Here is a 16,696-nt window from a genome sequence, read left to right as displayed (position 1 = left end):
CCCCGTACAGCGCTCTGTACGGTCCTCGCACGCACGAACGGAACGATGCGCGATGACGACGACACCAGGCCGGCGGCCGGCGGTGCGGGCCGCCCTGGCCCCGCTGCTCTGCGCCGCGGCACTGTGGGCAGGTCCGGCCCCCGCGGCGGCCCTGCCCGGAGGGGGGCACACGGTCGAGGTGACGGCACGGCGTGCCAAGGCCCCCGGTGACCTCATCACCTACACCCTCACCGCGAAGAACAAGGGCCCGTCGGTGGCCCGGAACGTCACCGCGACGGACAAGCTCCCCGACGGGATCTCCTTCGTGGACTCCTCCGACGGCTGCACCGCCACCGGCCAGACCGTCACCTGCGGGCCCGAACCCCAGCTGGGCGCCGGTCAGAGCAGGAGCTGGAGTTTCCATGCCCGGCTGAGCGCCTCGTACCAGGGCGACGGTTCCGACCTGGGCAACAGCGCCTCCGGCACCTCGGACGCCACCGACCCCGATCCCGCCAACAACAAGCCCGATCCGGTGCTGCCCCCGGGGCCGTTCGACCCGGTCTCGGACCTGGCCACCGTCAAGACCCCGCTGGGCGCGGGGCCGACGGTTCCCGGCCAGGAGTACGAGTACGAGATCCGTACGACCAACAAGGGCCCCTCCGACGCGCGCAACGTCGTGGTGACCGACACGCTGCCCGACGGGCTGACCTTCGTGTCCTCGGCGGACCCGTGCACGGCCTCCGGACGGACCGTCAGCTGCGGTCCGCTGGCCAGGCTCGTCCCGGGCGCCGAGGTGGTGTGGACCTTCAAGGTGAAGCTGGACGCCGCCTACTCCGGTGACGGCAGCGACCTGCGCAACACCGCGACCTCCTCCTCCGCGTCCAAGGAACCGGAGCCCGCCGACAACACCTCGCACGCCGTGCTCCCGCCGGGCGGGGTCACCACCCCGCAGGCCGACGTGTGGGCGACGAAGAGGCCGGCCACCGACACGCCGATCGCCCCCGGGGAGACCTTCGAGTACGTGGTGGTCGCGCACAACGACGGCCCCTCCCGGGCGGTCGACACCACGATCACCGACACGCTGCCCGCGCAGCTCGCATTCGTCTCCTCCCCCGACGGCTGCTCGGCCGCCGACGGTACGGTCGGCTGCGGCCCGTTGGCCGTACTGGAGCCGGGGGCGTCGCGGAGCTGGCGGTTCACCGTCCGCCTCGACAGCAACTACACGGGCAACGGTTCCGACGTCCGCAACACGGCGACCGCCACCTCGAAGACCAAGGACCCGCACACCGAGAACAACACGAGCAGCCCCGCGGGCCTGCCCGGCAGCACCGTCAACAAGCCGACCGCGGACCTGGCGGTGACCAAGGAGGCCGTGGGCTCCCGGCCGCCGGTGCCGGGCGAGACCTTCGACTACCGGATCCGGGTCACCAACAACGGCCCCTCGGCTGACGCGTTCAACGTCAAGCTCACCGACAGCCTCCCCGAGGGCCTCTCGTACGTGACGTCCTCCCCGGCCGGATGCACCGTCGCCGGGCACCTGGTGTCGTGCAGGCGCACCAGCCCGCTCAAGGTCGGCGAGACGGTCGAGTACCTGCTCACCGTCAAGGTCGACCCCGCCTACAGCGGCGACGGCAGTGACCTGAAGAACACCGCCCAGGTGACGGCCGACAACATCGACCCCGCGAGCGAGAACGACAGCAGCACCGCGACCGTGCCCGGCGGCCACGTCACGGATCCCGCCGCGGACCTCGCCATCACCAAGAGGCCCGTCCAGACCACCCCCGTGGCCCCGGGCGAGACCTTCGACTACGCCCTGACCGTCACCAACAACGGCCCCTCGCAGGCCGAGCAGATCACCGTCACCGACACGCTGCCCACCGCGCTGAGCTTCGTCTCGGGCGACGCCGCGTGCACCTCCGGACGGACCGTCACCTGCGGCCCGCTGCCGCGCCTGGCCCCCGGGGCCTCGGTGACCTGGGTGATCAAGGTGAAGCTGGACCCGGAGTACACCGGCAACGGCTCCGACATCCGCAACACCGCCGCCGTCGACTCGCTGACGGCCGACCCGAGGCCGGCGAACAACACGAGCGCCGCCGCCGGCCCGCCCGGCGGCACGGTCAAGGACCCCACCGCGGACCTGGAAGTCGGCAAGTCCACCCCGTGACCCCGCGGACCGCGTGACGACCCCGGACGGCCGGCAGGGCCCCCGCCCTGCCGGCCGCCCGGGTCTCGCCTGGGCAGCTTCGGCGCCAACCCGGCTCCTCATAGACCAGGGAACGGCCACATTCAGACGGGCATCGCACCAATGTGATCAGCCCTCTGGATACACCGCTGCACGCTGATACCGTGCGGATCAATCTCAGGCGTGCACCGCTCGCCTGTCCGCGCCCTGGGCGGCCCAGCTCATGCTGGGGTGCCAGGAAGAGCAGGATCCAGACGAACAGGGGACCGGCATCTCCTTTCGCTGACCTGCTACAGCCCCGTGCGGGGCTTGGTTCCGCATACTGCAGTGCCAGTCGTACCCGCAAGACAGGGCTTTCGAGCCCTGAACTGAGTTTCTGTGCCGGCGGAAGGTCGGTTCGACCATGCCCGAAACGTGGTCGAGCTGCTTCCCGCCGATGGGCCGCGCTTCGACCACTCTGATAGAGAGTTCGAAGCATTGAGTGACTTGCTTGTCCTTGGGGTTCTGGGAACGGTCAGCGTCGTTGCCATCGTCATCTACGGATTGACAGAGGTTCTCGATCGGCTTCCACGATTGTTCGCGGCATGGCATCGGGCGCGCGAAGCCTGGCGTGTAACGACCCAAGAGGAGATGCCGGAAGACCCACGGGACGCCGGACATTGAAGCCAGGCTCCATGCGCGAGACCAAAGCGCGCTGCCGCGTGTGCAAGCCATCCGAAGAGAGTCGAAGCAGGGGGCGCGTCAGGCGTGGTTGACCGGTAGGACGTCCGGGGAGAGGGCGCCGGCGTGGGCCGCGGCCGAGGTCACGCGCTTGCGGTGGTGGCGGCGGCAGAGGACCTCGTAGCCGATTTCCTCCGTCGGGCCGTTGACGTCGCCGACGACGACCTGGGCGCCCTCGACCACCATCTGCCCGCCCACCGTACGGGCGTTGTGGGTGGCTCGGGCGCCGCACCAGCACAGGGCCTCGACCTGGAGCTGCTCTATCCGGTCCGCCAGTTCGATCAGGCGTTGCGAGCCGGGGAAGAGCTTGGTGCGGAAGTCCGTGGTGATGCCGAAGGCGAAGACGTCCAGGCCCAGGTCGTCGACGGTGCGCGCCAACTGGTCGATCTGTTCCGGCGCGAGGAACTGGGCCTCGTCGACGATGACGTAGTCGGCCTTGCCGCCCTTGGAGAGCTGGTCGACCAGGTACGCGTACAGGTCCATGCCCTCGCCGGCCTCGACCGCCTCCGTCACCAGGCCCAGGCGCGAGGAGAGCTTGCCCTCGCCCGCCCGGTCGTCGCGCGTGAAGATCACACCCTGGAGCCCGCGGGCCGAACGGTTGTGGCCGATCTGGAGCGCCAGAGTGCTCTTTCCGCAGTCCATCGTTCCGGAGAAGAACACCAGCTCGGGCATGGGGAGTACAAGACCTTTCGGGTCGCGGACGGGGGAGGTCGGGGAGGTCGGGAGGATCAGGTGCGGACTTCGAGCAGCGGGACCAGCTGCTCGGCCGGGGTCATGGAGCCGTGCATGCCGGCGAGGGCCGACTCGTTGGGCTCGGCCCGCGAAGCGGTGATCGCCACATCGGCCTGAGCGGCCGCGACGACGTCGCCGATGCGGCCGAGGACGCGCTCGTCGCACTCCCCCGGTGCGCCGAACCAGCCCAGTTCCAGGGCCTCTTCGCGGCTCGCGACCCAGAACCGGTCGCCGAGCACCTCGCGCCACACGGTGAGGACGTCGGCCTCGGCGCCCGGGACGGCGTACACGTGCCGGGCCCGGCCCTCGCCGCCGAGCAGGGCCACGCCCGCGCCCAGCTCCCAGTCGTCGTCGAAGTCGATCCGGGAGTCCTCGTCGAAGGGGATGTCCACCATGCCGTGGTCCGCGGTGACGTAGAGCGCGGTGCGCGCCGGAAGCTGCTCCGCGAGCCGCTGCACCAGCCTGTCGACGTACATCAGCTGGCCGCGCCAGGCGTCGGAGTCCACGCCGTGGCGGTGGCCGGCCCCGTCGAGCTCGCTGTAGTACGTGTACACGAGCGAGCGGTCGCCGGCCGCGAGGCGCTCGGCCGCGAGGTCCATGCGCTCCTCGCCGGTCATGCGCCCGAGGAAGGTGCCGCCGCTCAGCGCGACCTTGGTGAGCGGGGTGGTCTGGAACGCGGGCGAGGACACCTGCGCGGTGGCCACGCCGGCCGCGTCGGCCTGCTGGAAGACGGTCGGGTACGGCTGCCAGGGCTTCGGCGAGGTCCACGGGTGCCAGCGGAGCTGGTTCATCAGCTCGCCGGTGGCGGGGTTGCGCACGGTGTAGCCGGGCAGGCCGTGCCGGGAGGGCGGCAGGCCGGTGCCGACGGATGCCAGCGAGGTGGCGGTCGTCGCCGGGAAGCCCGCGGTGATCGGGCGGCCGGTGCCGCCGCGCGAGCTGGCGAGCAGGGACGTGAGGTACGGGGCCTCGGCGGGGTGGGCCTTTATCTGCTCCCAGCCCATGCCGTCGACGAGGAACACGCAGTTGCGGTCGGCCGGGGTGAGCTCGGCGATGGAGGCGGTGAAACCGGGGACGCCCTGGCCAGCCACGAGCGTCGGCAGCAGGTCGGCGAGCGAGCCGCTGCCGTACTGCGGCACGGGGGCGCCGGTGAGGTCCAGGAGCTCGGGCTCGTCCGCCCAGTTCTGCGCCGCGGAGTACGCCATCAGCGGGCGGAAGGGGAGGTCGCCGCCGTTGCTTCGCTGAGCGCCTGCGCGAAGACGAGCGTCTGGCGCACGGCCTCCGGGCCGTCGCCCGCCTCGCTGACGCGCAGGCTCAGGTCGTCGGCGGTGGAGTTGCCGGTGTAGCCGTGGTCGGAGTCGCAGTTCGGGTCGCCGCAGGCGGCCGGCTCCAGGTCGATGCGGGAGACCGCGCCCCAGCCGATGGTCAGGACGACCTCGCGCGGCAGGGTGCCGGGAGTGTAGGACTCCGGGTTGGCGACGACGCGGCTGAGCACCACGGAGGAGATGCTGGAGAGCTTGACCGACTCGGTGGAGGTGGTCGCGTACGGGGACGGGGACCCGGCGTCGGCGGCCTGCTCATCGGTGTGGCTCACGATGAAGCGGTTGCCGGTCAGGACCAGCACCGTGACGTGGCGGCGCACTTCGTTCGAGTCGAAGGTCGTCTCCTGGTGGACCAGGTACGACGAAATCGGCTCGCCGCCCACTGCGGCCTCCACGGCCTCGGCCACGAGGGCCGGGTAGTAGCCGCTGCGCTCGATCGCCGTGCGCAGCCCCTGGGTCGTCGTACCGGATTTCGCCATGAGGTCCATCCTAAGGCCCGTACGGGGCACCCCGGCCGCGCCGGACGTCAGTAGCTGGGCAGGGTTCGCGGCCCGAGGTCGCTGCGGGCGGGGGCGTGGGCGAGGCGGACGGTGGCGCTGAGCACGGAGAGGCCTTCGGTGGCGACGACCACGGGCTCCAGCGAGACTCCGACGACCTCGGGGTGGTCGTCCACGAGCCGGGAGAGCCGTAGCAGGAGATCCTCCAGGGCGGGGGTGTCGACGGGGTCGCTGCCGCGCCAGCCGAAGAGGAGCGGGGCGGTGCGGATGGAGCGGATGAGGCCGGCGGCGTCCCGGTCGGTGGCCGGGACCAGCCGGTGCGCGGTGTCGCCGAGCAGCTCGGAGGGCGCACCGGCGAGGCCGAAGGAGAGGACGGCCCCGGCGGCGGGGTCGATGACGGACCGCACGACGGTGTCGACGCCGCGGGGCACCATGGCCTGGACGACGGGGAGCAGCTCGGCGGGCTTGCCGAGGGCTTCGGTCAGCTCGTCGTAGGACCGCCGCAGCTCCGCCTCGGTGGTGAGGTCGAGGCGTACGCCGCCCAGGTCCGCGCGGTGGCGCAGGTGCGGGGCGGTGGTCTTGAGCGCCACGGGATAGCCGAGCACCTGCGCGGCGCGGGCCGCGGCGTCGGCGCTGGGCGCGGGGAGGGTGGCGAAGACGCGGATCCCGTAGCGTCCGAGCAGTTCGCGGGCGTCGGGATCGCCCAGGGTCAGGACCTCGTCCTCCGCCACGTCCGCCAGCAGGCGGGCGAGCTGCCCGGCGGCTCCGGTCTCGTCGATGTCCTCGTACTCGGGAACCTGGCCGGGCTCGGCGATGGCGCGCCGCCACTGGCCGTAGCGCACGGCCTCGGCGATGGCCTTGACGGCGCGCTCGGCGGCGGGGTAGCTGGGGATGCGGTCGCGGTCCTCGGGCGGGCGGGAGTCGGCGGGCGGGGCCGCGGGCGCGGCCGCGGACACGGCAGCCGGTGCGGCACCGGCTGAGGCAGCGGCACCGGTCGCTGGCTGTGCCACCGCAGCCGTCCCGTCCTGCGGGCCGGGGGCGGGGGCCGTGGCGCGCGCCGCGGACAGGGCCTCGACGAGCTCGCCGAGCTCCACGTGCACCACCGCGACGGGCTTGCCCGGCACCTCGGCCACGGCCTCGCGCAGGGCGTCGGCGAGATCGTCGGCCAGCGCGCGCTCACTGACCCACGGGATCGCCGTGACGACGACCGCGTCGCAGTCGTCGGAGGCAAGCGCGGCGGCCAGGGCCGTGCGGAAGTCCGCCGGCGAGGCCGCCGTGGTCAGGTCCAGCGGCGGCAGCGGCCGCAGCCCCTGCGTCAGGCAGGCGTCGTAGGTGAGGACGCCGAGGGACTCGGAGTTGCCGAGGATCGCGATCCGCGGTCCGGCGGGCAGCGGCTGCGCGGCCAGCAGCAGGCCGACGTCCACCAGCTCGGTGACGGTGTCGACGCGGATCACGCCCGCCTGCCGCAGCAGCGCCGAGACCGTCGCGTCCGGGAGCCGGGTGTCGGGGACCACGTGCCCGGCGGGGGTGTGGCGGCCGCCCTTGGCGACGACGACCGGCTTCACGGCCGCCGTCCGGCGGGCGAGCCGGGTGAACTTGCGCGGGTTGCCCAGGGTCTCCAGGTAGAGCAGCGCGACGTCGGTCGCCTCGTCGTCGTACCAGTACTGGAGGATGTCGTTGCCGGAGACGTCGGCGCGGTTGCCCGCCGAGACGAAGGAGGACAGGCCCTCGCCGCGGCGCAGGAGCCCCGAGAGCAGCGCGATCCCGATCGCCCCGGACTGCGTGAACAGGCCGATCCGGCCGCGCTTGGGCAGCGGCGCGGGGGCCAGCGAGGCGTTCAGCTCCACCTCGGGGGCCGCGTTGATCACCCCGAAGGCGTTCGGGCCGATCAGCCGCATCCCGTACGAGCGCACCTGGCGCACCAGTTCGCGCTGGCGGGCCGTCCCCGCCGCGCCGCTCTCGCCGTATCCGGCGGAGAGTACGACGAGCCCCTGCACGCCGTGCTCGCCGCAGTCGGCCACCGCCTGGGGTACCCGGTCCGCCGGGACCGCGACCACCGCGAGGTCGACGGGCGCGCCGATGTCGCCGAGTGCCCGGTAGGCCCGTACGCCGTCCAGCAGGTCCCCCTCGATGCCGGGGGCGCGGGCCTCGTTGACGGCGTAGAGGTGGCCGTGGAAGCCGCTGTCCCGCAGGTTGCGCAGGGTCGCCGCGCCCACTCCGCTGCCGGAGCGGCTGACTCCGATCACGGCCACGGAGCCCGGGGTCAGCAGCCGCTGCACCGAGCGGGCCTCGGCGCGCTGTTCGCGGGCGCGCTGCACGGCGAGGGACTCGGCGGTGGGTTCGAGGTCGAGGGTGAGGTGGACGGAGCCGTCCTCGAAGCTGCGCTTCTGCTGGTAGCCGGCGTCCGTGAACACCTTGATCATCTTGTTGTTGGCGGGCAGCACTTCGGCGGCGAAGCGCCGGATGCCACGCTCGCGGGCGACCGCCCCGATGTGTTCGAGCAGGGTGGAGGCCACGCCGCGGCCCTGGTGGGCGTCCTGTACGAGGAAGGCCACCTCGGCCTCGTCGGCGGGCCCGGTGGCCGGACGGCCGTCGGGGCCGATGCGGTCGTAGCGGACGGTGCCGATGAACTCCCCGCCGATGGTCGCCGCGAGGCCGACCCGGTCCACGAAGTCGTGGTGGGTGAAGCGGTGCACGTCACGGTCGGAGAGCCGCGGGTAGGGGGCGAAGAAGCGGTAGTACTTCGACTCGTCCGAGACCTGCTCGTAGAAGCTGACCAGGCGGCCCGCGTCCTCGGTGGTGATGGGCCTGATGCGGGCGGTGCCGCCGTCCCTCAGGACGACGTCCGCTTCCCAGTGTGCCGGGTACGAGGGGTCCGACTCGGTGGTCATGGGGCCACCTTAAGGGTCCTCCCGCTCAGGTGGCCCTGGCGCGGCGCGTCGGGCAAGCTGACGCAAATCAGTGCAAGCTGGGGAAGGTCGAACGGCAGGGAGATTCGGGCCGAAGGTCGGTCGGAGCATTCCGGGCGTCGTGAGAGACTGGTCTAGACAACCGTAAGAACCTGAAGGGCATCACCATGGCAGAGCGCCGCGTCAACGTCGGCTGGGCCGAGGGCCTGCACGCTCGTCCCGCCTCGATCTTCGTCCGCGCGACGACCGCTTCCGGCGTCCCGGTGACCATCGCGAAGGCCGGCGGCGACCCCGTCAACGCCGCCTCCATGCTGGCGGTTCTGGGCCTGGGCGCCCAGGGCGGCGAGGAGATCGTCCTCGCGTCCGACGCCGAGGGCGCCGAGGCGGCGCTGGACCGCCTCGCGAAGCTGGTCGCCGAGGGCCTCGAGGAGCTCCCCGAGACCGTCTGACCCTTCGGGTTCGACCCGTACGGCGAAGCCGTGGCCACCGGAACACCGGCGGCCACGGCTTCACTGCTTTCCGAGCGGCGGGCACGGGCCGGCGGCGGTCCCCGAACCGCGCTCCCCGACAATGCGCCGCGAATAGCGGAATTACGGCCGCCGATTCGCGCCGGAATTGCGCGGCACGACACGGCACGGCGCCGCAGGACACGACGTGGCACGGACCCGCGAATTACCGGGGCCGCGCGAATATCCGTCCTTTGTATACGGCGTTTGTTAATGCGGACCGCTCGCCATGTTTACGGCAGGTTGCGAAGTCCTCACCCGCAGCCGGTGCGCCCCGGCCGCCCGCTCCGCGTGGACCGCGGCGAGCGCCCGGGCCCGCTCGGCGTCACCGCGCGCCACCGCGTCCACGATCGCCCCGTGCTCCGCCCAGGACTCCACCGGACGCGCCGGGGCCTCCACCGAGTACATCCAGGCGATCTTGTGCCGCATCTGGGTGAGCAGCGCGATCAGCCCCGGACTGCCGGAGGCCTGGGCGAGCGTCTCGTGGAACCAGCCGCCCAGCGAGCGCAGGTCCTCCCCCTGGCCCCGCCGCGCCCGCTCCTGGCCCAGCCTGACCAGCCCGCGCAGCACCTTGAGGTGGGCCTCGCTGCGCCGCCGGGCGGCCCGGGCTGCGGCCAGCGGCTCCAGCAGCATCCGCACCTCCAGCAGGTCCGCGGCCTCCTGCTCGGTCGGCTCGGCCACACAGGCGCCCGCGTGCCGCCGGGTGGTGACGAACCCCTCGGACTCCAACGTGCGCAGCGCCTCGCGCACCGGGACGCGCGAGACTCCGTAGCGGCGGGCCAGCACCTCCTCGGTGAGCCGGCTGCCCGGCCCGAAGACACCGGAGACGATGTCGTCACGGATTGCTGTGCATACCGCCTGCGCGGGAATACGCAAGACCGGACCTCCGCCTATTTCCGACTGCCGCCGTCATTGATGTGTATGTGCGCGCGAGTGCGCATGTCCGCGCACTGCAACTCTATTGCAACACACGATAATTTCCGAGGACGGCCGGAAATACGAAACATTCACACAACGCGAAGGCCCCGGCTCTGGGAGCCGGGGCCTTCGCGGAGGTGTGCGGTGCGGGTCAGACGGTGACGCCGTGCTGGCGCAGGTACGCGATCGGGTCGATGTCCGAGCCGTAGTCGGCGCCGGTACGGGCCTCGAAGTGCAGGTGCGGGCCGCTGGAGTTGCCGGTGGAGCCCGACAGGCCGATCTTCTGGCCCGGGGTGACCTGCTGGCCGACGGAGACGCTCAGCGAGGACATGTGGCCGTACTGGGTGTAGGTGCCGTCGGCGTGCTTGATGACGATGTTGTTGCCGTACGCGCCGCCCCAGCCCGCCTCGACCACGGTGCCCAGGCCGACCGAGTGCACCTCGGTGCCCGAGGAGGCGTGGAAGTCGATGCCCGTGTGGCTGCCGGAGGACCACATGCCGCCGCCCGCGTGGTACTGCGTGCTGACGTAGGTGTCCTCGAGCGGGGTGACGAAGGTGTTGAGGCGCTTGCGCTCCTCCTCGCGGGCCGCGCGCTCGGCGGCCTCGCGCTCGGCCTTGGCCCGGGCTTCGGCCTTCGCCTTGGCCTCGGCGGCCCGCTGCTTCGCGTCGGCCTCGGCCTGCGCCTTGGCGGCCGCGGCTTCCGCGGCCCGCTGCTGGGAGTCGGCCTGGGCCTGGATCCCGTCCGCGAGTTCGTCGGCGACGACGATGGTGTTCAGGCCGGTGTCCTCCATGGAGGGGGCCTTGTCCGCGGCGAACGCGGGACCGGCCAGGGAGCCGACGACGCCGGTGGCGGCGAGGGCGGCTACGCCGGCGTAGCCGGCGGTCTTGCGGCTCATACGACTGGAACCACGGTGCTTGCCGGCGGCACGACTGCCAAACGCCATGAAGGGGCTGATCCTTTCCTTCCCTCTCGCCTACCGGGTTAGCTGACGGGTTCGGAGCAGGAAGGTCTCCTACGGGCCTCCTCTTGCGAGGCGGTCCGATTCACCCCAGGGACTGATGTGGGTCCCCGGCTCCCCAGGCTCGCGCCTGACGGGGACTCGGCGATCGCTGTCCGGTGCCGCGGGCGCGGCGGGTACAACTGACGAACAGCACGGCCGACGCTAGGCGGATCATCAGTCAATCGCCAAACAGACACGCCTTTTTGTTGCGTACGCCACAGCACATTCGAGCAACCTCATCCCTAAACGGACAAAAGGGGCTCCGACGGATGAACCGTCGGAGCCCCTCCCGTGCCGCCCAGTTGGGCCGGTACTTTCGGGCCGTCAGTTGGAGACGACGCTCACGTCACCGATGCCCAGGGCCCGCACCGGCTCCTCGATCTGGGCCGCGTCGCCCACCAGGATCGTGACCAGCCGGTCCACCGGGAAGGCGCTGACGACCGCCGAAGTCGCCTCCACCGTGCCGGTCTCGGCGAGCCGCGCGTACAACTGCGCCTGGTAGTCGTCCGGCAGCTCCTGCTCGACCTGGTCGGCGAGGGTGCCCGCGACCGAGGCGGCCGTCTCGAACTTCAGCGGGGCCACGCCCACCAAGTTCTGCACCGCCACGTCCCGTTCGGCGTCGGTCAGGCCGCCTTCCGCCAGGGTCCGGAGCACCTTCCAGAGGTCCTCCAGCGCCGGGCCCGTGTTCGGGGTGTCCACCGAGCCGCTGATGGCGAGCATCGAGGCGCCCTTGCCGTCGGCGGTGGAGCGCAGCACCTGGCCGAAGGCGCGCACGCCGTACGTGTACCCCTTCTCCTCGCGCAGCACCTTGTCCAGGCGCGAGGTGAGGGTGCCGCCCAGGCAGTACGTGCCGAGCACCTGGGGCGCCCAGACGCGGTCGTGCCGGTCCGGACCGATGCGGCCGATCAGCAGTTGCGTCTGGACCGCTCCGGGCCGGTCGACGATGACGACGCGGCCGGTGTCGTCGGCCGTCACCGGCGGCACCGGCAGCAGCTCGGCGGAGTCGCCGGTCCAGGTGCCCAGGGTGTCGGCCAGGACCGCGTCCAGGTCGATCCCGGTCAGGTCGCCGACGACCACCGCGGTGGCGGTGGCGGGGCGTACGTGGGCCTCGTAGAAGGCGCGTACGGCCGCCGAGTCGATACGGGCGACCGTGTCCTCGGTGCCCTGCCGCGGGCGGGACATCCGCAGGGAGGCCGGGAAGAGCTCCTTGGAGAGCTGCTTGGCGGCGCGGCGCTGCGGGTTGGCCAGCTCGTGCGGGATCTCGTCGAGCCGGTTGCGCACCAGCCGGTCCACCTCGGAGTCGGCGAAGGCGGGGGCGCGCAGCGCCTCGGCGAGCAGCCCCAGGGCCTTGGGCAGCCGGGAGGCCGGGACCTCCAGGGAGACCCGGATGCCCGGGTGGTCGGCGTGCGCGTCGAGGGTGGCGCCGCAGCGCTCCAGCTCGGCCGCGAACTCCTCGGCGGAGTGCTTGTCGGTGCCCTCGGACAGCGCGCGGGCCATGATGGTGGCCACGCCGTCGAGGCCCTCGGGCTCCGCGTCGAGCGGGGCGGCGAGGTTGATCTCGACCGCGATCACCTGCTGGCCAGGCCGGTGGCAGCGCAACAGGGTCAGGCCGTTGGACAGCTCCCCGCGGTCGGGGGCCGGGAAGGCCCACGGCTGCGGCTCGCCGGCCTGCGGGCGCGGGTGGAAGGTCATCGTGACGGCTGCGGTGTCGCTCACTGCTCCGCCCCCTCGTTCTCGTCGTGCCGGCTGGGCTCGTCGTCCTCGTCCGCGGCGATGGGCTCGTAGACGAGCACCGCGCGGTTGTCCGGGCGCAGTCGGGCCGCGGCCACGGCCTGCACCTCCTCGGCGGTGATGTCGAGGACCCGCTGGACCGCGGTCAGCGCCAGCTGCGGGTCGCCGAACAGCACCGCGAAGCGGCACAGTTCGTCGGCACGGCCGGCCACCGTGCTCAGCCGGTCCAGCCACTCGCGCTCCAGCTGCGCCTGCGCGCGCTCCATCTCCTCGGCGGTCGGGCCCTCGGCGGCGAACCGCGCGAGCTCCTCGTCCACGGCCGCCTCGATGGCGGGGATCTCCACCCCGCTGGAGGTCTTGACGTCCAGCCAGCCCAGCGAGGGCGCCCCGGCCAGGCGCAGCATGCCGAAGCCGGCCGCGACGGCCGTCTGGTCGCGGCGTACCAGCCGGTTGTGCAGCAGCGAGGACTCGCCGCCGCCCAGGATGGTCAGCGCCACGTCGGCGGCGTCGCACTCGCGGGTGCCGTCGTGCGGCAGCCGGTAGGCGGCCATCAGCGCACGCGCCGGGACCTCCTCGACGATCTCCTCGCGCAGCTGCTCCCCGATGACGTCAGGCAGGGAGCCGTCGCGGGGCGGCTGCTTGCCGTCGTGCGAGGGGATGGTGCCGAAGTACTTCTCGACCCAGGCGAGCGTCTGCTCGGGATCGATGTCGCCGACGACCGACAGCACCGCGTTGTTGGGCGCGTAGTACGTGCGGAAGAAGTTGCGCGCGTCCTCCAGCGACGCGGCGTCCAGGTCGGCCATGGAGCCGATCGGGGTGTGGTGGTACGGGTGGCCCTCGGGGTAGGCCAGGGCGGTCAGCTTCTCGAAGGCCGTGCCGTACGGGACGTTGTCGTACCGCTGGCGGCGCTCGTTCTTGACGACGTCGCGCTGGTTCTCCATGGACTCGTCGTCCAGGGCGGCGAGCAGCGAGCCCATCCGGTCCGCTTCCAGCCAGAGCGCGAGCTCCAGCTGGTGGGTCGGCATCGTCTCGAAGTAGTTGGTGCGCTCGAAGCTGGTGGTGCCGTTGAGGGAGCCGCCGGCACCCTGGACCAGTTCGAAGTGTCCGTTGCCCGGTACGCTCGCCGAGCCCTGGAACATCAGGTGCTCGAAGAGGTGAGCCAGGCCGGTGCGCCCCTTGACTTCGTGGCGCGAGCCGACGTCGTACCAGAGGCAGACCGCGGCGACCGGGGTCAGGTGGTCCTCGGAAAGCACCACGCGCAGGCCGTTGGCCAGCCGGTGCTCGGTCGCTGTCAGGCCGCCGGAGCCGGCCTGAGCTGTGGCCGTGTGACCCATGGGCATGTGGTCCCTTCGATCGCGATGCAGAGATTTCTGTCAGACCTGCCACTGTATGCAAGCGTGTCGGCGACCGGAGAAGTTCCCGGCCCACTCCTGGGTCGGAGTCGGCGTTGTCGGTGGCTCGGGCCACAATGGTCCGCGTCAGACCGTCGAAAGACACCCCAGCAGGACTCAGCAGCACCCAGCAGGACTCAGCAGCACCCAGCCAGCAAGATCCAGCCAGTACTTCCAGCACTTCCAGCCGGACCCCGTCCCACCCGTGAGACCCAGCTCATCCCGATTCTTGGTTAAGGAGCCGCGCAGCGATGGCCCGCCGCAGCACGAAGACCCCGCCGCCGGAGGATTTCGAGGAGAAGATCCTCGACATCGACGTCGTCGACGAAATGCAGGGCTCCTTCCTCGAGTACGCGTACTCGGTGATCTACTCCCGCGCCCTGCCCGACGCCCGGGACGGCATGAAGCCGGTCCATCGCCGCATCGTCTACCAGATGAACGAGATGGGCCTGCGCCCCGACCGCGGGTACGTGAAGTGCGCCCGTGTCGTCGGCGAGGTCATGGGCAAGCTGCACCCGCACGGTGACGCCTCCATCTACGACGCCCTCGTCCGCATGGCGCAGCCCTTCTCCATGCGGCTGCCGCTCGTCGACGGCCACGGCAACTTCGGCTCGCTCGGCAACGACGACCCGCCGGCCGCGATGCGCTACACCGAGTGCAAGATGGCCGACGCCACGTCGCTGATGACGGAGTCGATCGACGAGGACACCGTCGACTTCACCGCGAACTACGACGGCCAGGAGCGGGAACCGGTCGCGCTGCCCGCGGCGTACCCGAACCTGCTGGTCAACGGTGCCTCCGGGATCGCGGTCGGCATGGCCACCAACATGGCCCCGCACAACCTGGGCGAGGTCATCGCCGCCGCCCGGCACCTGATCCGCTACCCGCAGGCGGACCTGGAGGCGCTGATGCGCTTCGTGCCGGGTCCCGACCTGCCCACGGGCGGCCGGATCGTCGGGCTCTCGGGCATCAAGGACGCGTACGAGAGCGGCCGCGGCACCTTCAAGATCCGCGCGACGGTGGCCGTGGAGAACGTGACGCCGCGCCGCAAGGGCCTGGTCGTCACGGAACTGCCCTTCACGGTCGGTCCCGAGAAGGTCATCGCGAAGATCAAGGACCTGGTCGGCTCGAAGAAGCTCCAGGGCATCGCCGACGTCAAGGACCTCACCGACCGCTCGCACGGCCTGCGCCTGGTCATCGAGATCAAGAACGGCTTCCACCCGGAGGCCGTGCTGGAGCAGCTCTACAAGCTGACGCCGATGGAGGAGTCCTTCGGCATCAACAACGTCGCACTGGTCGACGGGCAGCCGCTGACCCTGGGCCTCAAGGAGCTGCTGGAGGTCTACCTCGACCACCGCTTCGAGGTCGTGCGCCGGCGCAGCGAGTTCCGCCGGGGCAAGCGGCGCGACCGGCTGCACCTGGTCGAGGGCCTGCTGGTGGCCCTGCTCGACATCGACGAGGTCATCCGCCTCATCCGCGACAGCGACAACTCCGCCCAGGCCAAGCAGCGCCTGATGGAGCGCTTCTCGCTGAGCGAGATCCAGACCCAGTACATCCTGGACACCCCGCTGCGCCGGCTCACCCGCTTCGACCGGATCGAGCTGGAGTCCGAGCGCGACCGGCTCACCGGCGAGATCGACGAGCTGACCGGGATCCTCGACTCCGACACCGAGCTGCGCAAGCTGGTCTCCACGGAACTGGCCGCGGTCGCCAAGAAGTTCGGCACCGAGCGCCGTACGGTTCTCCTGGAGTCGGCCGGCACCCCGGTCGCGGCGGTTCCGCTGGAGGTCGCCGACACCCCGTGCCGGGTCCTGCTGTCCTCCACCGGCCTGCTGGCCCGTACGGCGAACGCCGACCCGCTGCCCGAGGACGAGGGCGGGAGCCGGGCGAAGCACGACCTGATCGTCTCGCAGGTCGCCGCCACCGCCCGGGCGGACGTCGGCGCGGTCACCTCGTACGGCCGGTTGCTGCGGCTTTCGGTGATCGACCTGCCGCAGCTGCCGGACACGCACGCCGCGCCGAACCTCGCGGGCGGCGCCCCGGTCTCGGAGTTCCTCTCCGGTCTGGAGGCGGACGAGAAGGTCGTCTGCCTGACCTCGCTGGACGAGTCCGGCCCGGGTCTGGCGCTGGGCACCGAGCAGGGCGTGGTCAAGCGGGTCGTGCCGGACTACCCGGCCAACAAGGACGAGCTGGAGGTCATCACCCTCAAGGAGGGCGACCGGATCGTCGGCGCGGTCGAGCTGCGCACGGGCGAGGAGGACCTGGTCTTCATCACCGACGACGCCCAGCTGCTGCGCTACCCGGCGGGCCAGGTGCGCCCGCAGGGCCGCCCGGCGGGCGGTATGGCGGGCATCAAGCTCGCCGACAACGCGAAGGTGATCCACTTCTCGGCCATCGACCCGGCCCGGGACGCCGTGGTGTTCACCGTGGCCGGCTCGCACGGGACGCTGGACGACTCGATGCTGTCCGGGAAGCTGACCCCCTTCGACCAGTACCCGCGCAAGGGCCGGGCCACGGGCGGCGTGCGCTGCCAGCGGTTCCTGAAGGGCGAGGACCTGCTGGTGCTGGCCTGGGCGGGCGCATCCCCGGTCCGGGCGGCGAGCGCGAACGGCACGCCGGCCGAGCTGCCGGCCGTGGACCCGCGGCGCGACGGATCGGGCGCCGCGCTGCCCGCCTCCGTGGCGGCTCTGGCGGGGGCCGCGCTGTAGGACGTACACCGGCGGGGGGGGGGGGGGGGGGGGGGGGGGGGGGGGGGGGGGGGCAGGGGGGGGGGGGGGGGGGGGGGGGGGGGTGGGGGGGGGGTGTGGAGGGG

Annotated in this window: 12 protein-coding genes and 1 riboswitch; of the genes, 4 read left to right on the top strand and 8 right to left on the bottom strand. The window is 72.0% G+C overall.

Features of this window, described 5'->3' with window-relative positions; all coding sequences use genetic code 11:
• Nucleotides 1–52: 52 nt before the first annotated feature.
• Together ACZ7GJ_RS24300 and ACZ7GJ_RS24295 are read left to right on the top strand one after the other, a co-directional pair.
• Nucleotides 53–2,143, top strand: coding sequence for a DUF11 domain-containing protein (locus ACZ7GJ_RS24300; protein ID WP_470754626.1), 2,091 nt, complete (start codon nt 53–55; stop codon nt 2,141–2,143).
• A 432-nt stretch (nt 2,144–2,575) separates the two neighbouring features.
• Complete coding sequence (locus tag ACZ7GJ_RS24295; RefSeq protein ID WP_470754625.1) at nt 2,576–2,824, top strand: hypothetical protein; 249 nt, start codon at nt 2,576–2,578, stop codon at nt 2,822–2,824.
• Nucleotides 2,825–2,902: 78 nt separating this feature from the next.
• Here the strand turns inward: ACZ7GJ_RS24295 and ACZ7GJ_RS24290 are convergent, their stop codons facing one another.
• The 4 genes from ACZ7GJ_RS24290 to ACZ7GJ_RS24275 are packed head-to-tail and all read right to left on the bottom strand — an operon-like array spanning nt 2,903 to nt 8,320.
• On the bottom strand, nt 2,903–3,553 hold the full coding sequence (locus ACZ7GJ_RS24290; RefSeq protein WP_470754624.1) for a thymidine kinase: 651 nt from the start codon (nt 3,551–3,553) through the stop codon (nt 2,903–2,905).
• Nucleotides 3,554–3,609: 56 nt separating this feature from the next.
• Nucleotides 3,610–4,815, bottom strand: coding sequence for an alkaline phosphatase family protein (locus ACZ7GJ_RS24285; RefSeq protein WP_470754623.1), 1,206 nt, complete (start codon nt 4,813–4,815; stop codon nt 3,610–3,612).
• Nucleotides 4,815–5,411, bottom strand: coding sequence for a DUF5998 family protein (locus ACZ7GJ_RS24280; RefSeq protein WP_470754622.1), 597 nt, complete (start codon nt 5,409–5,411; stop codon nt 4,815–4,817). Before ACZ7GJ_RS24280 ends, ACZ7GJ_RS24285 begins: the two co-directional genes overlap by 1 nt.
• Before the next feature lie 47 nt (nt 5,412–5,458).
• Complete coding sequence (locus ACZ7GJ_RS24275; RefSeq protein WP_470754621.1) at nt 5,459–8,320, bottom strand: bifunctional acetate--CoA ligase family protein/GNAT family N-acetyltransferase; 2,862 nt, start codon at nt 8,318–8,320, stop codon at nt 5,459–5,461.
• A gap of 185 nt (nt 8,321–8,505) precedes the next feature.
• Here ACZ7GJ_RS24275 and ACZ7GJ_RS24270 point away from each other — a divergent pair, with 185 nt between their 5' ends.
• Nucleotides 8,506–8,787: an HPr family phosphocarrier protein gene (locus tag ACZ7GJ_RS24270; protein ID WP_266783732.1), complete on the top strand. Its 282-nt coding sequence runs from the start codon at nt 8,506–8,508 to the stop codon at nt 8,785–8,787.
• Between the two features lie 267 nt (nt 8,788–9,054).
• On the opposite strand, the gene ACZ7GJ_RS24265 is transcribed toward ACZ7GJ_RS24270, so the two are convergent.
• The 4 genes from ACZ7GJ_RS24265 to ACZ7GJ_RS24250 all read right to left on the bottom strand — a co-directional run bounded on the left by ACZ7GJ_RS24265 (nt 9,055) and on the right by ACZ7GJ_RS24250 (nt 13,827).
• On the bottom strand, nt 9,055–9,720 hold the full coding sequence (locus ACZ7GJ_RS24265; protein WP_470754620.1) for a GntR family transcriptional regulator: 666 nt from the start codon (nt 9,718–9,720) through the stop codon (nt 9,055–9,057).
• 193 nt (nt 9,721–9,913) lie between these two features.
• Entirely contained in the window at nt 9,914–10,705 is a 792-nt protein-coding gene (locus ACZ7GJ_RS24260; protein ID WP_470754619.1) for a M23 family metallopeptidase, read from the bottom strand.
• A 12-nt stretch (nt 10,706–10,717) separates the two neighbouring features.
• A riboswitch (cyclic di-AMP (ydaO/yuaA leader) is annotated at nt 10,718–10,877 on the bottom strand.
• A 209-nt stretch (nt 10,878–11,086) separates the two neighbouring features.
• A complete protein-coding gene (locus ACZ7GJ_RS24255) occupies nt 11,087–12,454 on the bottom strand; it encodes a M16 family metallopeptidase (RefSeq protein ID WP_470754681.1) in 1,368 nt (455 codons plus the stop codon).
• Nucleotides 12,455–12,474: 20 nt separating this feature from the next.
• Nucleotides 12,475–13,827: a M16 family metallopeptidase gene (locus ACZ7GJ_RS24250; protein ID WP_470754617.1), complete on the bottom strand. Its 1,353-nt coding sequence runs from the start codon at nt 13,825–13,827 to the stop codon at nt 12,475–12,477.
• Between the two features lie 308 nt (nt 13,828–14,135).
• Between ACZ7GJ_RS24250 and ACZ7GJ_RS24245 the strand changes: the two genes are divergently transcribed.
• Nucleotides 14,136–16,592: a DNA gyrase/topoisomerase IV subunit A gene (locus tag ACZ7GJ_RS24245; protein WP_470754616.1), complete on the top strand. Its 2,457-nt coding sequence runs from the start codon at nt 14,136–14,138 to the stop codon at nt 16,590–16,592.
• The last annotated feature ends 104 nt before the right edge of the window (nt 16,593–16,696 follow it).

The organism is Streptomyces sp. NPDC037242, from assembly GCF_055604165.1.
The sequence above is the reverse complement of the archived record's forward strand: the minus strand, read 5'-3'. Positions and strand labels throughout refer to the sequence as shown.